Below are 18,069 nucleotides of genomic sequence, written 5' to 3' on the forward strand. Positions count from 1 at the left end.
AACACAGTGCAAGAGAGGTGTTTCGATACAAAAAACCGGCGGCGGGAACGTCCCGCCGCCGGTTTGGTATTGCTGGTTTTCGCCGCTGTTTGCCGGCGAAAGATCGGGCCTTATTTGTACAGGCTGTTGATCCACGCCACGTTGGCAGCGTTCAGGCGCACCGCAGTGTTGGCGTTGGGGCTTTCGGCCACGTTCACGCCGGTGACGACGCGCTGCTTGGCGCCATTGTCATAGGCGTAGACCGAGCTGCCGCTCGACCCCGGATAGGTGTCGCAGTCGTACTGGAAATACTCCGCGCCGACGTTTTCGGCTTTCACTTCGCAGGTCGCCTTCCACATCGTTCCCATCGGCTTGTCGCCGGGGTAGCCAACGATGTTTGCGGTGAAATCGCCGAGGTTCTCATAGTTGGCATAACCCAGCCAGCCGAGATTGGTGCCGACATCCTGCTTCAGCGTGATGATGCCGAGGTCCCACGGAATGACCGAGCCGTAGTAACCCTGATAATTGTCGATGAAGCCCTGCAGGATATAGACGCTCTCGTAGCTGAAAGCGCCAAACGGTGCATCGTCGGCGGTGTTGCCGTTGAGCGACGGCACGAAGATGACGTCGTCGAGCCAAGCCTTGTCTTCATTGCTGTAGAGGCAATGCGCGGCGGTGAGCACCGTGCGCGGACCGATCAGGGTTCCCGAGCAGCTGCCATAACCGCTCTTGGCTTTGCCTTCGATATACCCGATCGCGGTGAACGGGTACGTCTTGGTGTTCTTGATCTGCTCGCGGTCGTCGGCCCCGAACACCTGGCGGCCGGCTTCGTCGCCGCCCGTCAGCCCGGTCTTGTTGGCCGCTGGTGCGTTAGCGGGCGCATTCAGTTCCTTGATGACAAGGTCCTTCAGCGTCTCGCCGGCATCGATCTTGATGTCCTTGCCATCGGCGGAACGTCCGACGATGCCATAGGATTTGACCGCCGTGCCCTCGTCGGTCAGCGGCGCTGCCCGGCTGGCTTCATCTTCGGTCAGTTTCGGCGGCGCGATCGGCTTTGCACGGCCGGGCTGGTAGTCGCCCGTTCCGAGATCGCGCATGCTTTCGCCATTGCCGGCATTCGCTGAGCCGGGATCGGCGGCGAAGGCAGGCATCGCCCACAGTGCGGTGGATAGCAGTGCGGACGCAATGATAGTGCTTGTCAGTTTCGTCATGGTGAGACTCTCCCAAAAGTCAGCAAGGAGTGGAGCAAAATACAGAAATATTGTCGAGATCGTGGTGGAGTTAAAAAATTAGTTTGGTTACCCGCCCGTATCGGATCATCGGTCCGGGCGGCCTCGTTAAAGCCCTCCGCCAAACGCACCCGCGTCGATATACTGCCTAAAATAATCCAACATTGGCAATGACAAATCGCTTCCACGTAGCCCGTGGGGGGCTATAGGGTTTGGGTGGGCTCTGCCCGATGGGGCACGATTAGCAAAAGTCGGATTTCGGTTTTATGACCGCGCGGATGTCGTTCGTTCTGGCAGAAGGCGATCGAGGTACCGGTATCGCTTCTGTTGGTTATGCGTCATGGCGGCATGGCTCGGCATTTTTCATCTCAGGAGGGTTTCAAGGTGAACATTATCCATCGGTTCAGGCCGCTTGCCGCTGCATCGCTGCTGGGCATCGCGGCCGCTTTCCCCGCTGTCGACGCGCTCTATGCAGCCGACGACGCCGCCAGGCCGGAAGCGGCGGTCTCGCCGATGCAGCGCGTCGCCGAATCCCGGGACAAGGCCAAGGCCGAGAATCCCGACGGGGCCGACCGCGTCTATGGCGGCAAGGAAGCCGACAAAGGGGCCTATCCGTTCCAGGTGGCGCTGCTGACCAGCGCCCGGCTGGACCCCAGCCCGGCCTCGCAGCCGAACGCGCAATTCTGCGGCGGCAGCCTGATTGCTCCGCAATGGGTGCTGACGGCGGCGCACTGCCTCAACGACAAGGGCCGGCCGATTTCGCCCGACACGGTGACCGTGCTGACCGGCGCCACCGATCTTACCGAAGGCAAGCGCTACAAGGTGGTCGAGGTCATCGTCAACGAGGGCTACAGCGAACAGACGCTGGACAATGATCTCGGCCTGCTCCGGCTGGCGGAGCCCGCCGATGCGCCGGTCATCAAGATCACCAATGAGCCGACGCCAGACAGCGGCAAGACCACGGTCATCGGCTGGGGCAAGATGCAGGACGGCACCTTCCCGACCGCGCTGATGGTGGCCGATCTCGATCTCGAGCCGAGCGCTGCCTGCAACAGCGGCATCAAGTCGATCTATGCGCATGACCTGAAGGCGGCACTTGGCGATCTCTCGCATCGGATGCGTTATTCGGAAAAGGGCATCGATGCCGCCGCCAATGCGATCGCCGCCGATATGTCGGATCCGCTGACCAAGAACATGATCTGCGCCGGCACCGACAGCGGCGAACGCGACGCCTGCAACGGCGACAGCGGCGGTCCGCTGTTCATGACCGGCGCCAACGGTCCGGTCCAGGTCGGCGTCGTCTCCTGGGGCGAAGGTCCGTCCGACGGCACCGCCGCTTGCGGCCACAAGAATGCCTATGGCATCTACACGCGATTGGCCAACTATACGGGTTGGATCGAAGCCAAGATGAAGACCCCGGCTCCGGCAGCCGCGGCGGCGCCCAAGGCCGGTCTCGGCACGGCCAAGAAGCCCTGAACGGGCCCGAAGCTTGATAAACGCAAAACGGCGGGATCTTTCCCGCCGTTTTGATTCATGTCCGGTGCCGGCTGTTCCGCTTACTTCCGCGGCGGGCCTTTGCGCTCGGCCGACGCCGCCCACAGATTGATGTCGGACTCGCGTGCGTAAGTGTCGATTTCGGCGAGCTCGGCATCGCTGAACTCGAGCACCTTGAGCGCGCCGACGCAGTCCTCGACCTGTTCGGGCCGGCTGGCGCCGATCAGCGCCGAGGTGACCCGGCCCTTGCGCAGCACCCAGGCCAGCGCCATCTGCGCCAGCGTCTGGCCACGCTTGCCGGCGATCGCGTTCAGCGCCTGGATGTTAGCGATGGTCTTTTCGTTGATGAAGGCGGGCCGCAGCGACTTGCCTTGGCTGGCGCGGCTACCCTCGGGAATGCCGCCGAGATATTTGTCGGTCAGCATGCCTTGCGCCAGCGGCGAGAACACGATCGATCCGACACCGAGCCCTTCCAGCGTATCGAGCAGTCCGTCCTCTTCGACCCAGCGGTTGAGCATCGAATAGCTCGGCTGATGGATGATGCAGGGCGTACCGAGCTGCTTCAATATGTCGGCCGCCTCGCGCGTGCGCTGCGAATTGTAGGACGAGATGCCGGCATAGAGCGCCTTGCCGGAACGCACCGCATGGTCGAGCGCGCCCATCGTTTCCTCAAGCGGCGTATCCGGATCGAAGCGGTGCGAATATAAGATGTCGACATAGTCGAGCCCCATCCGCTTCAGGCTCTGGTCGAGGCTCGCCAGCACATATTTGCGGCTGCCCCATTCGCCGTAAGGCCCTGCCCACATCTCATAGCCGGCCTTGGTCGAGATGATCAGCTCATCGCGATAGCTGGCGAAGTCGGTGCGCAATATCTCGCCGAAGGCGATCTCGGCCGAGCCCGGCGGCGGACCGTAATTGTTGGCGAGATCGAAATGGGTGATGCCGAGATCGAAGGCCTTGCGCGCGATCGCCTGCTTGGTCTTGTGCGGCGTGTCGTTGCCGAAATTGTGCCACAGGCCGAGCGAGATCGCCGGCAGTTTCAGGCCGGATCGCCCACATCTGTTGTAAAGCATTTTCTCATAGCGGTGTTCAGCCGGCTGCCAGCGCATGGGTACAGATCCTGGATTGTATGGGTGTCGGCGCGAGCGCGCCGACACCCTTCTACCTCATTTCTGCTTCGCCAACAGTCCTTTTGCGTCCTTGACGCCGAGTGCAGCTGGCCGCTCGCAGCTGGTCTGCATGGCGACGAACTTGCCGGTCTCGCCCGACCGCAACAGGCCGGTCATGACATCGACGGCATGCAGCGCGAGCTCCATCGAGCAACGATGCGGCCGGCCCTCGGCGATCGCCAGCGCCATGTCGGCAAGGCCTGCTGTGCGGTAGTTGGCCATCATGCCCTGGCCGTGCATTTCGTTGGGCACGCCGAACGGATGCTGCCATTTCGGCAGTTTCTTCACCGGTTTTGCCGCCTCGGTTATGCGCACGTCGCCACCGAAGAAATTCGGATCCGGCACAAACACCGTGCCCGTTTCGCCATAGAGTTCCATCGGCGCATGACCATGCGCCCAGACGTCCCAGCTGGTGTTGAGCGTGACCACGGCGCCGTTCTCGAACTCCAGCAGGCCGTGGATCGTCGTCGGCGTGTTGACCGGGATTTTTTCGCCCGCGCGCGGTTTCGACGAGATCGTGCGTTCCTTGGCAGGCGTCGTCGCGAAGGCCGCCACCTGCTTCACCGGCCCGATCAGCTGGATCAGGTTGGTGATATAGTAAGGCCCGATGTCGAGCACCGGCCCGGCGCCCGGCTGGAAGAAGAAATCGGGATTGGGGTGCCAGTGCTCCATGCCGTGGCCCATCACATGACAGGTGCCGCTGGTGATCTTGCCGAGCGCGCCGGTGTCGATGAGGTTGCGCACCAGCTGGTGCGCGCCGCCGAGGAAAGTGTCCGGAGCCGAACCGATGCGCAGCCCTTTCTTCTCGGCCCGGCTCTTGAGGTCGAGGCCTTCCTTGACCGACAGCACGAACGGCTTTTCCGAATAGACGTGCTTGCCGGCATCGAGGATCTGCTTCGACACCCCGTAGTGCACCGCCGGGATGGTGAGGTTGACGACGATGTCGATCTCGTCATCCTTGAGCAGTTCTTCGACGGTCTCGGCGCGCAGCTTGAACTCCTTCGCCCGTGCCTTGGCCGCGTCCATGTTGATGTCGGCACAGGCGCGCATCTCGATGCCGCGAAACAGAGGCGCCAGCGAGAAATACGCTTTCGAGATGTTGCCGCAGCCGATGACGCCGATACCCAGTTTCTTTGCCATGATGATTGTTCCTAGTAAGCCTTGACGGATGCGAGCGAGCGGCTGGCGAAGCGCTCGATGTCGTTGGGGTTGTCCTGTTCCATGACGTAATATTTGGCCGCGCTCTTCGCCCGAAGTGTCTTGATCAGGCCGGCCCAGTCGATGGTGCCGTGGCCGACATCCGCCCAGCCGTCCTCGTCAAGGCCTTCGCCTGACTTGGCCATGTCCTTGATATGGACGGCGCTGATGCGCTTGCCGTGCTTTTCGATCCACGGCAGCGGATCAACGCCGCCGCGGATTACCCAGGCGACGTCCATCTCCCAGCCGATGTCGGGCGCAGCCGACAGGATGTGATCCTGCGGCACCGAGCCGTCGGCGAGTGTCTTGAACTCGAAATCATGGTTGTGCCAGGCAAAGCCGTAGCCGGCTTTTTTTGCGGTCTCGCCGACCTTGGCCAGACGCTCGCCAAAGCCGCGCCAGCCGGCAGCGTCGGCCGGCCGCTGCTCGGCCAGCAGATAGGGACAGATGACGAGCGTGATGCCGAGTGCGTCGGCTGTTTTGCGTACGCCGTCGAAATCATTCTCCAGCGCATCGATCGAGAAATGTCCGGTCGGCATCGAAAGCCCGTTCTTGTCGAGTTCGGCGCGGAACGCCTTGGGGTCGTCATAGACGCCGCCGAAACCTTCGACTTCCTTGTAGCCGAGCTTACCAAGCATTTTCAGGATGCCGTCCCACGGCTGGAAATTGCGGGCGCTGTAGAGTTGGAATGACCAGTTCATCGTCTCTGTCCGTTTCTTGGGTGGTTAAGGCTTGGGGATGTTTTCGGGGGATCGTTTTCGCGAGATCGTTTTAGGGGGATCGTTCTTGGGAGGATGGTTTGCGGATGATTCTAGAGGGTCACAGGCGATTGCCGGTCGCAGCGTCGAACAGCGAGGCGCGCGCCGGATCGAAACCGAACTGGATCGGATCGCCGCTGCGCAGCGTCCGTTCCGCCTCGACGCGGAAGGAGAGGTTGCGGCCGGCAAGCTTCGTCCACACCAGCGTGTCGGAACCCATCGGCTCCACGATCTCGACCGAACCGCCGGCGGAAAACGGCATCGACTTCGCCGCGTCACCGAAAGCGATATGTTCAGGCCGGATGCCCAGCACGCAAGCGCCGGCCGGGCGCTCCGTGCCGTCAAAGGTATAGCGATCGAGCGGCACCGAAACACCGTCGGTCCTGAACACTGGAGCAGCATTGGCCTCCAGCTCCCCTTCGAGGAAATTCATCGCCGGCGAGCCGAGGAAGCCGGCGACAAACCGGTTGACCGGCCGGTTATAGATCGTCTGCGGCGCGTCAAGCTGCTGGATGACGCCGCCGCGCATGACCGCGATACGGTCGGCCAGCGTCATCGCCTCGATCTGGTCGTGGGTGACGTAGATCATGGTGTTCTGCAGCTTGCGATGCAGAAGCTTGATTTCGACGCGCAGTTCCGAGCGCAGCTTGGCGTCGAGATTGGATAGTGGCTCGTCGAACAGGAAGACGTCGACGTCGCGCACCAGCGCCCGCCCGATCGCCACGCGCTGGCGTTGGCCGCCGGACAAGGCCGCGGGCTTGCGCTGCAAAAGCGGCTCGACCTGCAGGATCTCGGCGGCGCGGGCGATGCGCTTGGCGATCTCGTCCCTGGGCACGCCGGCAACGCGCAGGCCGAACGACAGGTTCTTCTCCACCGTCATTTGCGGATAAAGCGCATAGGACTGGAACACCATGCCGATGCCGCGATCCTTGGGCTCTTCCCAGGTGACGTTCTTGCCCTTGATGAAGATGCGGCCTTCGGAAATATCGAGCAGCCCGGCGATGCAGTTGAGCAAGGTCGACTTGCCGCAGCCCGAGGGACCGAGCAGCACGATGAACTCGCCCTCTGCGACCTCGAGATTGAGGGTCTGCAGCACCGATACAGAGCCGAAGTTCAGGGACAGGTCCTGGATCGAAACGCTGGTGCCGTTGGCTGCCGTCATCGCCATCACCCTTTCACCGCACCGGCGGCGATGCCGCGCACGAAAAGCTTGCCGGAAATGAAGTAGACGATGAGTGGCACAAGGCCGGTCAGGATGGTGGCGGCCATGTTGACGTTGTACTCCTTCACGCCTTGCACCGAATTGACGATGTTGTTGAGCTGCACCGTCATCGGATAGGTGTCGGGGCGGGTGTAGACGACGCCGAACAGGAAGTCGTTCCAGATGCCGGTCACCTGCAGGATGATGGCGACGACGAAGATCGGCAGCGACATCGGCGCCATGATCCGCAGGAAGATGCCCCAGAAGCCGGCGCCGTCGACCCGTGCCGCCCTGAACAGCTCTTCCGGCATCGAGGCAAAATAGTTGCGGAACAAAAGCGTGAGGATCGGCATGCCGAAGATGGAATGGACGATCACCAGGCCGCTGAGGCTGCCGTAGAGGCCGATCTCGCGCAGGATGATGACGATCGGATAGATCATCACCTGATAGGGGATGAAGGCGCCGACGATCAGGATGACGAAGAATGTGTCGGCGCCCTTGAAGCGCCAGTTGGCGAGCGCATAGCCGTTCACCGAGGCGATCGCGATCGACAGCAGCACCGACGGCACGGTGATGCGCACCGAATTCCAGAAGCCGCGCGAAAGCCCGTCGCAATTGAGGCCGGTGCAGGCGGTCGCCCACGCCTTCACCCACGGTTCGAACGTGATTTCGAGCGGCGGCGAGAAGATATTGCCCATCCGTATCTCGGGCATGCCCTTGAGCGAGGTTACGACCATCACGTAGAGCGGCAGCAGATAGTAGACCGCCACCACGATCAGCGTGCCATAGAGGAAGATATTGCGGCGCGAGAAGACATGCCGCGGCTTCGGCCCGCGCGGCCCGGAGGCTTCGCGCTCGGCGGCACCCGCGCTGGCGGGCAAAGGGACGGCCGGGTCAGCCACGCTTCCTGCCTCCAAATTCAAGGTAGGCCCACGGCACGACGACGATCACCACCGAGAGCAGCATCATGGTCGAGGCGGCAAAGCCCTGGCCAAGATTCTGTGCGAAGAACATGTAGTCATAGACATATTTGGCCGGCACTTCGGAGGCGATTCCGGGGCCGCCGCTGGTCTGGGCGACAACGAGGTCGTAGACCTTGACGATGCCCGACGCGATGATGACCAGCGTGGTGATGAAAACCGGCCGCATCATCGGGATGACGATGAACAGATAGGTCTTCCACATCGGGATCCCGTCTACCCGCGCCGCCTTCCAGATGTCCTCGTCGATGCCGCGCAGGCCGGCCAGCATCAAGCACATGATGAGCCCGGTGCCTTGCCACAGCGCCGCAATCGAAATGCCGTAGATGACGATGCTGGAATTGTATAGCGGGTCGAAGTTGAAGCTCGTCCAGCCGAGGTCCCGCACCACATGCTGGATGCCGAAATCCGGATTGAGCAGCCACTGCCAGACCAGGCCGGTGACGATGAAGGAAAGCGCGAACGGATAGAGGAAGATGGTGCGGAACGTGTCCTCGAAACGGATCTTCTGGTCGAGAAGCGCTGCAAGCAGGAAGCCGATGACCAGTGAGAACACCAGCGAGATCGCGCCGTAGATCAAAAGGTTCTCGATCGAGATCAGCCAGCGCGGCGTCGCCCACAGCCGGTAATACTGATCGAGCCCGGCGAAATTCAGCCGTGGCAGCAGCTTCGAATTGGTGAAGGAATAGAACACCGTCCAGACGGTGCCGCCGACGAAAACCACCGACGCGGTGAGGATCATCGGGATCGAGGCGACCTTCGCATTGAGGTTGCGGAACAGCGGGTTGGGGCGTTCGCTCTTGCTCATCTCGTCAGCCGGCTGGGTAAGGGCGGTGCTATCCCGGCCCTGCTTTCGCAAGACCGGGAGCGAGGTGTATTGCCTCCAACGTCAGTCTGCCGAAGCGATGAGGTCGGCGAAGCGTTTCTGCGCGTCTTCGATGGTCAGGTCCGGCTTGGCGAAGAATTCGGCGAAGAGATCTTCCTTCTGCTTCTGGGTGTCCTGCGAAAGCAGTTGGTCAGTCCACGGGATGACGGCGCCCTTGGCGAGGATCGCCAGACCCTTCTTCATGCAGTCGTTCGCCGCATTGAGATCGACGTCACCGCGCACCGGCAGCGAGCCCTTCTTGAGATTGAAGGCGACCTGAGTCTTAGGGTCGAGCAGCGTCTCTGCCAACACCTCCTGCGCCTTGGACTTGTCGGCATCCTTGAGCAGCGGGAAATAGAAGGCGTCGCCGCCGGTGGCGATCACTTCGTTCAGACCGAGGCCCGGCAGGCAGGCATAGTCCTTGCCGGCGACCTTGCCGGCAACCTGGAACTCGCCTTGCGCCCAGTCACCCATGATCTGGCCGCCGGCCTTGCCGGTGATGACGAGATTGGTTGCCTGGTTCCAGTCCTGCACATTGGTGTTCTTCGCCATCTTGCGGGCATCGTCGGCGGCCTTGAAGACCTTGGCGATCTCGGGCCCGGCGGCGAACTTGGCATCCTTGTCCTTGTAGACCTTAAGGAACGCGTCGGTGCCGCCGACCGCCGCCAGCAGCACGTCGAAGGCGCCGGAAGATTGCCAGGCCTGTCCGCCGACAGCGAGCGGGATGATGCCCGCCTTTTCCAGGGCGGGCGCTGCCGCCACGAATTCATTCCAGTCCTTCGGCAGCGGCACGCCGGCCTTCTCGAAGGCTTCGTTCGACAGCCACAACCACTGCCAGGAGTGGATATTGACCGGCACGCAGTAGATCTTGCCGTCTATGGTGCAACTGTCGAGCAGGCTCTTCGGCCGCACGATTTCCGTCCACTTGCCCTTGGTGGCGACATCGGTGAGGTCGCGCATCAGGCCGGCCTGCACCAGTTCTTCGGCCTGCCGGCCGTGATTGAACTGGGTGGCGCCCATCGGATCGCCGCCGGTGATGCGGCTGATCATGATCGGCCGTGCCGTGCCGCCGGATCCGGCAATGGCGCCGTCGACCCAGTGATTGCCGGTCGCGTCAAAAGCCTTCGCGAATTCCGCAACCGCCGCCGCCTCGCCGCCCGACGTCCACCAATGGGTCACTTCCAGGTCGGTGGCGGCCGCCGGGCCGGCAAGCTGAAGCGCGGCCGTCGCGGCAAGGGCAGCGGTCAAAAGTCTATAGCGCATTTCGGTTCCTCCCAGAATCTGAAACGTTACAGATTTTCGATACGGCAATTATGCGGAGCGTGCAACCCCTGAGATAAACGCGCTCGAATGTTTTTTCGAGGCGCGAACAAATTCGTTGCGTGCAAACCGGCAAACTCCGCGCAAAACCGGGTGCTGCGCTGCAAAATCATGCTGCAGCGCAAGAAAACCGTCTCGAACCTGATTCTCGCGCAACGTTTCTGGCCGCCAAAACCCTGCCAAAACCATGGCTTGAGAGACCCACGCGCTGCGATGTTGGAAATCTGCAACGTTTCAGTATATTGAGGCCTGACGGCGAAGAACCGTGCCACATCGTCATCGAAGCGATTGTCGGCTGGTCCGGCGGCTGCTATGCGCCTGACGGGGCGGGACGAATGGACAGGGACCAGACGGAGAAGGACGACGAGGCGTCGGCGCATGAGCGGCCGACGCTGAAAACGCTTGCCTTCATGACCGGGCTCGGCGTCACCACCGTCTCGCGCGCACTCAAGGATGCACCCGAGATCGGCGCCGAGACCAGGCGGCGGGTTCAACTCGTCGCCAGGCAGATCGGCTACCGGCCGAACCGCGCCGGCGTGCGCCTGCGGACTGGCAAGACCAATGTTATCAGCCTCGTGCTCAATACCGAGCGCGAGATCATGAGCTTTGTCTCGGACATCATCTACGGCGTCTCGGAGGTCATTGCCGACACGCCCTATCACCTGATCGTCACGCCCTACTCGCGCTCGCAGGATCCGCTGGACCCGGTAAAGTATCTGGTCGAGTCCGGCTCGGCCGATGGCGTCATCATCTCACGCACGCAGCCCAACGATCCGCGCGCCCGCTACATGCTGGAGCGTGGCATACCCTTTGCCACGCATGGCCGCACCGATATGGGGCTTGTCCACCCCTATCACGACTTCGACAATTACGCCTTCGCCGCCGAAGCGGTGCGCCATCTGGCCAGCGTCGGCCGGCGCCGGCTGGCGCTGGTAGCGCCGCCGGTCGGGCTCACCTATTACGACCACACGGTCAATGGCTTTGCCGACGCACTGAGCGAGGTCGACGCCAGCGAAGTGCCGTTCAACGCTGTTTCGATCGACCAGTCGATCGATCAGATCAGGACGCGGACCGCGCAGTTGATGCGCCGCGACGTCAGGCCGGACGGTTTCGTCAGCAGCGCCGCCGCAGCAACGCTGGCCATCGTCGCCGGCATCGAGGATGCCGGCCTGAAACTCGGCCGCGACGTCGATGTCGTGTCCAAGCAATCGTCGGAACTGCTGCATCTGTTCCGCCGGGAGTTGCTGATCGTCAACGAAGACTTCCGCCTCGCCGGCACCGAGCTTGCCCGCGCCGTGCTGGGCTGGATAGGCGGCGCGGCACCTGGCTCTTTGCAGACTGTGGTCAAGCCAGGCGACGTCGTCGCGTATCAGGGCTGACTGGCACGACCTGAGAGGCCGCCTCACCTGACCCTAGCCGGCAGCGCCGCTGCCCCATGGGCCATGGAAAGCCCCCTGCTCGCCGATGCGCTCGAAACCATGCGCGCCGAAGAAATCGCGCTGCGCCTGGATCAGGTTCGAGGTGCCGCGGCCCTGGCGGTAGCTGTCGAAATAGGCAAGCGCCGACGCCAGCGCCGGCACGGGCGAACCGGCCTCCGACGCTCTTGCGACGATGCGCCGGAGCGACGGATGCGCCTCCTGCATCATGGTGGTGAAAGCCGGCGCCATCAAAAGGTTGGTGGACGCGCCGCCCGAGCCGAAGGCTTCCGCCATGGTGTCGAGCATCTGCGAGCGGATGATACAGCCGGCACGCCAGATCTTGGCGATGGTCGGCATCGGCAAGTTCCAGTTGAACTCCTTCGAGGCGGCGCTCATCACCGCGAAACCTTGTGCATAGGCGGCGATCTTGCCGGCGAGCAGCGCCAGCTCCAGGTCTTTCAGAAGTGCCGCCTTGTCGCCGGAGATCTTGATGACGCCGATATTGCCATAGGCTTTTTCGGCCGCCTGCCGCTCATCCTTGATCGAGGACAGCACGCGGGCCGCCACCGCCGCCTCGATGGCCGTCGCCGGAATGCCGAGCTGCTGCGCCTCGATGACAGACCATTTGCCGGTGCCCTTCTGGCCGGCACGGTCGAGGATGATGTCGACCACCGGCTTGCCGGTCTTTGCATCGTCAGCGGCCAGCACCTTGGCGGTGATCTCGATCAGATACGAATCGAGCCGGCCCTTGTTCCAGCCCTCGAAGACCTTGCCGATCTCCTTCGGCCCCATGCCGAGACCGTCACGCAGGATACCGTAGATCTCGGCGATCATCTGCATGTCGGCATATTCGATGCCGTTGTGGATGGTTTTCACGAAATGCCCGGCGCCGTCTGTGCCGAGCCAGGCAGCACACGGTTCATCCTTGAACTTGGCCGAGATCGCGGTCAGCACGCGTTCGACGCGCTTCCAGGAGTCTTCGGTGCCGCCGACCATGATCGACGGTCCATGGCGCGCGCCTTCCTCGCCGCCGGATACGCCCATGCCGATGAAGGTGAGACCTGAGCCCGACAGTTCCGAAAAGCGCCGCATCGTATCGCGGAAATTGGCGTTGCCGGCATCGATGACGATATCGTTGTCAGACAACACGCCGCGCAGCGCTTCGATCTGTTCGTCGACCGGCTTGCCGGCCAGCACCATGATGATGACCGGGCGTGGCGGCTTGATCGCAGCTGCCAGTTCCTCCAGGCTGTAGCAGGGCACCACCATGTCCCTGAGCGAACCGGCGCCTTCGAGGAAGGCATCGGTGCGCGCCTTGGTGCGGTTGAAGACGGCGATGCGGTGCCCGTGCTCGGCAATGTTGAGCGCGAGGTTGGAGCCCATTGTGCCAAGGCCGATCAGGCCTATTTCGGCTTTTTCCATCGTTTCTTCCCTGCTTTCGGATTTTGTTGAGGCCGCGTTTTTCGGGATGCCCACTTTTCGGCGAGATGATTGACGGGCCTTTCGCGCCACGTCAACCGCCTCGCCGAATTGTGTTGCGTCTGCGTTGTGTCAGACCGAGTCAGGAAGGGTCAGTTGGTGACCAGGCGACGCCTTGCCGATCGAACATATGGCGATAGGTTGGACATATGGCAGTCAAACGGATGGACAATGTCGGAATCGTCGTCGAGGACCTCGACGAGACAGTTGCTTTCTTTCGCGAGCTCGGCCTCGAACTGGAAGGGCGGGCGACGATCGAAGGCGAGTGGGCCGGACGTGTCACCGGGCTCGGCGATCAGCACGTCGAGATTGCCATGATGCGCACACCGGACGGTCATAGCCGGCTCGAGCTCTCCCGCTTCCTCACGCCGCCTGTCGTTGCCGATCACCGCAACGCCCCGGTCAATGCCTTGGGCTACCTGCGCGTCATGTTTACCGTGGACGACATCGACGACACGCTTGAAAGGCTCCGCAAGCGTGGCGCGCAGCTGGTCGGTGAAGTCGTCCGTTACGAGGACGTGTATCGGCTCTGCTACATCCGCGGGCCGGAAGGGCATCTCATCGGGTTAGCCCAGGAACTCGGCTGAGCGTCCTTCGCGGGCGGGCTGAATATCACTCGGCGCGGATATCGATCGGCGCTTCGATCTTTATCACTTCGAAATCCGAAACCAGAATATCGAGCCGCGCCGTCCAGCGGCCTGGAATCGGAATGACGAGATTATCGACCCGCCAGGTGCCGTCGCCTGGCTTGGTCGCCGGACGCTTGATCGGCTCGATCCCCGAATCGGGCTTGGACAGCACCAGCGTCACTTCCTTGGCGTCGAGCGGGCCGAAATCGCCATCCATGATGACGATGGAGGCGGTGACCTCCCCGGTATGGCCGGGCGTGATGTCGATGTCGGCCATCGCCTTCATAGTGTGGATATGGGTCGACGTCGGTTGTGCCGCGGCGATTGCCAGGGCCCGTGGCGGCGGCGTGAAGCGCCAGCCGGCGGCAACGCCGAAGATCAGGAGCACGATCAGCATTTCGACTGAGATCGAGCGGCTAAGCCGTCGCCGCACTTCCGTCGCTCCGGCCTCGGCCAAGGCGGTGAGCCGCCATCGATTGACCGCCGCCAGCGTGAACAGAAACACCAGCAGCGCCAGCTTGATCAGCAGCAGCCGGCCATAGGCGGTGTTGACCAGTGCCGCCGGTGTCTGCACCTGGATGATGGCGAGCACCACACCGGCGGCGGCAAGCACTACCACCACGGGCATGATCGCGCGCGAAAACCGCCGCAGGAACGCCCCGGTTTCCACCGATTGGCTGCTCAACGCCAGGCCGAGCGGCAGCAATGCTCCAGCCCAGAAAGCGATGCCGGCGCCATGCAGGAACACCATAGGCCGCGTCAGCCATTGCGGTTCGGCTGCACTGGCATGGCCGCTGGCGGCAAGGGCTGCACCCACACCGGCCAGCCCGGCGAGCGCCAACGGCCTGGCGCCAGCACGCGATCCGACCAACGACAGCAGGCCAAGCCCGAGCGCCGCCAGCGAAATCAGCACCGTCCAGCCGAAGCTGGTGCCAAGCGCCGTCCGCCAGACCACCGGTTGCGCCAGCCGGGCGAGTGGCGCGCCCAGCGCGTCCAGCCCCTGGAACCCGAGCGACAGGGGTGCTGCGACCAGCCCGCACAGGATGGCGGCAATGACGAAGCGCTGGCCTGAGCGCTGGCCTTGCGCCAGCCATGTCAGCGCGAAGGCGCCGCCAATGCCGAGGAAAAGCCCGATGTAGAGAAGAACCTTGCCGGTCCAGATCGCTGACCGCAAATCTATATCGACAGCTTCCCCCACCGCCGGCGCCGCACTTGGCGCGCCAACGGAAAACAGCACCGAGCCGCCGACCGGATGGCCATCGGCGGAAATCACCCGCCAGCTCAAGACATGGGTGCCCGGCCCGAGCTTTTGTGGATTGTCGATCTCAACCGTTTGGTCGCTCAACCGAAACGAGGTCAAAGCGACAGGCGTACCGTCGGGCCGCACCAAGGTCAGCACCAGCGGCGACACAGGCTCGCTGAAGGTCAGCGAAAATTGCGTCGGCGCTCGCTCCAGAACCGCGCCGTCGGCAGGCTCGGCCTTGATCAGCGCCGCATGGGCAAAGGCCTGGTTTGGCGTGGCAAGGACGGCAAGCAGCAGGATCGCGGCCAGCAGGCCGAAGCACCTGCCGGCTGTCCGTTCTATCCGCTGAAAACAGGCCACGTTCATGCCATCCACCAAAACAGCGGCGCGCCGCTTCGAAGCAGCGCGCCGCCAATGCATCATTTCTTGGGCAGCAGGTTGAGGCCGGGCGCCGGATCTTCCAGCGCATCCTCATCCTGACCAGCCGCCGGAATCTCTATCCAACGCGTGGTGGCGCCATCGCATTCCTGCACCACCGGAAAATAGAGTTTTTGCCCGGCCGGCAGATCGGCGGCCAACGTGCCGCGGAAGACGAACTCGTCATAAAATTCATCCGGCAGGCTGCCGCCGCTCCAGTCGACTTCCTTGACGCCCGAGGTCACCGCCTCGCCATAGAGCTGGTAGGATTTCTCGTACTTGCCTTTCTTGACCTGCAGCGTCCAGCCCGGCTTCGGCATCGGCTTCACTCCGATCACCCCTTCCGGGATCTGCACGCGCACGGCAATCGTCGCCTTGCCGTCGCAGCCATGCGGCACCCGCAGCACGGCCTTGTAGGTCGAACCGACCGGCGCTTCCTGGGTTTCGAGCGTGATATGGCCGAAGGCAGCGCTTGTCCCCAGGACAAGGAATGCAGCGGCCGGCAAAAGATACTTGTTCATGATGGTCCCTCTCGAAAAATCGGTGGCAAATTGATTGGTCAGTCGTTGTCTTCGAGGGGTGGCGCGCTGCCTATGGCTTGCACGGCAAACTCGACGGTCACGGTTCCGGCCTTCTCGAAAGTCAGCGTGGCGGCAAACATCTGGCCTTCTTTAGGCGGCTGCTTCAAATCCATGAACATCACGTGGTAGGCGCCAGGACCCAGCGTGATCTTGCCGCCCGCCGGAATGTCCAGGGCGCCACTGACCGGGCGCATGGCCATGACGCCATCCTTCACCCCCATTTCATGCAGTTCGGCCTTGCCCGAAATGTCGGAGGAAATCGACAGCAGCCGGTCCGGCGCGCTGCCCTTGTTGACGATGGTGAAATAGCCGCCGGCAACCTTGGCGCCGGCCGGCGTGGCGCGCGACCAGGGATGCTCGATCTCGATGTCACCGGCCTTGAATTCATGCGCAAGGACGGAATGGGAGCCGACGAACAACAGTGCAAAGGCGAACAGGGCGCTGCCGAGACGCTGCTCGATAGTGCTGAATAAACGGGTGCTGCGGCGCAACGCGCCGGCATGACGAAAACGGGACATGGGTAGGCTCCATGAATATGAGGTCGCGCCGTTGTCGGGCTGCGAACGTGTTTGTCATTGGATGATTATCGCCTGCGCAGGTTACGCAAAGCGAGCGGCGGTTTTCAGCCCGCAAGCGGCGGCGCGCGCGGATTGGCCGGAGAGCGCTCGCGCGTGACGTCGGGATGCCTGACTGCCGGCGGGGCAAAAGCGACTGTTTCCAAGGACTGGCTGACCGGCGCCAGGCCGACGCCTGCCGGCGGCGCATAGGCGACGGAGGCCATGCTGCAGCCGAGCATGCAGCACGCCGGCATATGCTGCTGGTGCGGATCGCCGCCGGGAAGCTTGACCGCTCCCTCATGGCTGCAGATGACATTGCCGAAAGCGTCGAGTTGCGAGGCATCCGGCGCAATGCCGAAGGCAAACACGCCGATCGTCGACTGGAGCAGCAGCACACAGGCCGCGACAAAGGCGGCCGTCATGCTCCATCTCTTACGCCGGAAGTCCAAAGACCTGCCTCTTCACGCAGCAACGCGTGGATATCTAGCACGCGGCATGTCGGCGGAAAATCGCCAAATCATCGCTGCGGCAACGCGGCGCGTTCGATCCATGTCGCACAAAAGTGCGCAGCGGTTTGGGATAACGACATGCATAGGCAAAGATCTTGTGCGCATAACGTCCCTTCGGACGTCGCGCTCAGGAAGCCGGGCGGCCGCCGATTTCCGGAATCGACGTCAACAGCGTGTGGCGTGCGGACTTCAGATGCTTGCGGCAGGCGGCGTCGACCTTGCCGAGATCGCGCGATTTGAGCGCCGCGATGTAGGCGAGATGCTCGCTTACCGCGACTTCGTTGCGCTCGCGCTCCTGCGCCTTGTTCCACTGGTAGTGGTAGTGAAAGATCATGGCGATGACGTCGTAGAAATCGACGATGAAGCGGTTGTGCGACGCCCGGTGGATCAGCCGGTGGAAGCGCTCGTCGAGCTCCGAGAATTCGTTGAAGCGGATGGCGATTTCGCTGGCCAGAAGCCGGTGCTCGTCTTCCAGCCGGTCGAGATCCGCCCAGACCGGACTATCCCCAGGCAAGGCGGCAAAGGCCGCCGCCGAGCGTATCTCGAACATTTCGCGGATTTCAGTGAGTTCGAGCGCAAAGGCACGGGTAAATCCTTTCAGCACCCAGTGGCTGTTGCGCCGCTTCTCGATCAGGCCGAAGCGGGAGAAGCGGATCAGGAACTCGCGCACGCTGGTGGTGCCGACGCCGATCTCGCGCGCCAGTTCGAGCTCGTTGATCTGCATGCCGGCCTCTGCACCGCCGGCCAGCAACCTGCGCATAAACGACCGCTCGATGATCTGGGCCAGTGTGTCTGTCTCCTCCTCGGGGAAGAAATCATCCGGCTTCGGCGCCCTGAGCACTGTCTTGCTGCGTTTGTTCCACGCGATCAGCCCGGTCTCTTCCATGCGCGCCAGAATGGTGCGCACGGTGGTCCGGCTGACGCCGAGCAAAGTGCCCAGTTCCGGCTCCGACGGCAGGCTCAGCGTCTCATCGAGCAGCCGCAGACCCCTGTTGTAAGCGTCCTTGTAGACGTTGTTGCTCTTCGACATCCCTGCCCCGTTGC

At 62.7% G+C, this 18,069-nt stretch carries 17 protein-coding genes; 3 read left to right on the top strand and 14 right to left on the bottom strand.

Annotation, left to right across the window (positions count from 1 at the left end; translation table 11 throughout):
* Positions 1-110: 110 nt before the first annotated feature.
* On the bottom strand, positions 111-1,190 hold the full coding sequence (locus tag NKI64_RS00425) for a trypsin-like serine peptidase (protein ID WP_023683035.1): 1,080 nt from the start codon (positions 1,188-1,190) through the stop codon (positions 111-113).
* Between the two features lie 402 nt (positions 1,191-1,592).
* Here NKI64_RS00425 and NKI64_RS00430 point away from each other — a divergent pair, with 402 nt between their 5' ends.
* Positions 1,593-2,684 (top strand): S1 family serine peptidase, encoded by a 1,092-nt coding sequence (locus tag NKI64_RS00430; protein ID WP_023683034.1) that lies wholly within the window; start codon positions 1,593-1,595, stop codon positions 2,682-2,684.
* 80 nt (positions 2,685-2,764) lie between these two features.
* On the opposite strand, the gene mgrA is transcribed toward NKI64_RS00430, so the two are convergent.
* The 7 genes from mgrA to NKI64_RS00465 form a co-directional block, all read right to left on the bottom strand.
* Complete coding sequence (gene mgrA, locus NKI64_RS00435) at positions 2,765-3,811, bottom strand: L-glyceraldehyde 3-phosphate reductase (RefSeq protein WP_352666149.1); 1,047 nt, start codon at positions 3,809-3,811, stop codon at positions 2,765-2,767.
* Between the two features lie 57 nt (positions 3,812-3,868).
* The gene (locus NKI64_RS00440; RefSeq protein WP_023747026.1) at positions 3,869-5,011 is read right to left on the bottom strand and encodes a Gfo/Idh/MocA family protein; all 1,143 of its coding nucleotides are present in this window, start codon (positions 5,009-5,011) and stop codon (positions 3,869-3,871) included.
* Positions 5,012-5,022: 11 nt separating this feature from the next.
* Positions 5,023-5,769: a sugar phosphate isomerase/epimerase family protein gene (locus NKI64_RS00445; protein WP_023820508.1), complete on the bottom strand. Its 747-nt coding sequence runs from the start codon at positions 5,767-5,769 to the stop codon at positions 5,023-5,025.
* Between the two features lie 118 nt (positions 5,770-5,887).
* Positions 5,888-6,988: an ABC transporter ATP-binding protein gene (locus NKI64_RS00450; protein ID WP_352666151.1), complete on the bottom strand. Its 1,101-nt coding sequence runs from the start codon at positions 6,986-6,988 to the stop codon at positions 5,888-5,890.
* 5 nt (positions 6,989-6,993) lie between these two features.
* A complete protein-coding gene (locus NKI64_RS00455; RefSeq protein WP_023669802.1) occupies positions 6,994-7,929 on the bottom strand; it encodes a carbohydrate ABC transporter permease in 936 nt (311 codons plus the stop codon).
* The gene (locus tag NKI64_RS00460) at positions 7,922-8,815 is read right to left on the bottom strand and encodes a carbohydrate ABC transporter permease (RefSeq protein ID WP_023669803.1); all 894 of its coding nucleotides are present in this window, start codon (positions 8,813-8,815) and stop codon (positions 7,922-7,924) included. Before NKI64_RS00460 ends, NKI64_RS00455 begins: the two co-directional genes overlap by 8 nt.
* A gap of 81 nt (positions 8,816-8,896) precedes the next feature.
* Positions 8,897-10,135 (bottom strand): ABC transporter substrate-binding protein, encoded by a 1,239-nt coding sequence (locus NKI64_RS00465; protein WP_023683028.1) that lies wholly within the window; start codon positions 10,133-10,135, stop codon positions 8,897-8,899.
* Positions 10,136-10,527: 392 nt separating this feature from the next.
* On the opposite strand from NKI64_RS00465, the gene NKI64_RS00470 reads away from it, so the two are divergent.
* Positions 10,528-11,571 carry a LacI family transcriptional regulator gene (locus NKI64_RS00470; RefSeq protein WP_023683027.1) on the top strand — a complete coding sequence of 348 codons (1,044 nt, stop codon included), beginning with the start codon at positions 10,528-10,530 and terminating at the stop codon, positions 11,569-11,571.
* A gap of 33 nt (positions 11,572-11,604) precedes the next feature.
* Here NKI64_RS00470 and gnd read toward each other — a convergent pair whose 3' ends face one another.
* A complete protein-coding gene (gene gnd / locus NKI64_RS00475) occupies positions 11,605-13,032 on the bottom strand; it encodes an NADP-dependent phosphogluconate dehydrogenase (RefSeq protein ID WP_023747022.1) in 1,428 nt (475 codons plus the stop codon).
* Between the two features lie 206 nt (positions 13,033-13,238).
* On the opposite strand from gnd, the gene NKI64_RS00480 reads away from it, so the two are divergent.
* Entirely contained in the window at positions 13,239-13,676 is a 438-nt protein-coding gene (locus tag NKI64_RS00480) for a VOC family protein (protein ID WP_023733615.1), read from the top strand.
* 25 nt (positions 13,677-13,701) lie between these two features.
* Here NKI64_RS00480 and NKI64_RS00485 read toward each other — a convergent pair whose 3' ends face one another.
* The 5 genes from NKI64_RS00485 to NKI64_RS00505 form a co-directional block, all read right to left on the bottom strand.
* Positions 13,702-15,327 (bottom strand): copper resistance CopC/CopD family protein, encoded by a 1,626-nt coding sequence (locus NKI64_RS00485; protein WP_023815735.1) that lies wholly within the window; start codon positions 15,325-15,327, stop codon positions 13,702-13,704.
* A gap of 53 nt (positions 15,328-15,380) precedes the next feature.
* On the bottom strand, positions 15,381-15,899 hold the full coding sequence (locus NKI64_RS00490; RefSeq protein ID WP_023669809.1) for a YcnI family copper-binding membrane protein: 519 nt from the start codon (positions 15,897-15,899) through the stop codon (positions 15,381-15,383).
* A gap of 38 nt (positions 15,900-15,937) precedes the next feature.
* Positions 15,938-16,477: a copper chaperone PCu(A)C gene (locus NKI64_RS00495; RefSeq protein ID WP_352666155.1), complete on the bottom strand. Its 540-nt coding sequence runs from the start codon at positions 16,475-16,477 to the stop codon at positions 15,938-15,940.
* 104 nt (positions 16,478-16,581) lie between these two features.
* Positions 16,582-16,938 (bottom strand): DUF2946 family protein, encoded by a 357-nt coding sequence (locus NKI64_RS00500; RefSeq protein ID WP_352666157.1) that lies wholly within the window; start codon positions 16,936-16,938, stop codon positions 16,582-16,584.
* 214 nt (positions 16,939-17,152) lie between these two features.
* Complete coding sequence (locus NKI64_RS00505; protein ID WP_023804590.1) at positions 17,153-18,055, bottom strand: GntR family transcriptional regulator; 903 nt, start codon at positions 18,053-18,055, stop codon at positions 17,153-17,155.
* Positions 18,056-18,069: the final 14 nt, after the last annotated feature.

Source organism: Mesorhizobium sp. M0478 (assembly GCF_040321305.1).
Taxonomy (GTDB): Bacteria; Pseudomonadota; Alphaproteobacteria; order Rhizobiales; family Rhizobiaceae; genus Mesorhizobium.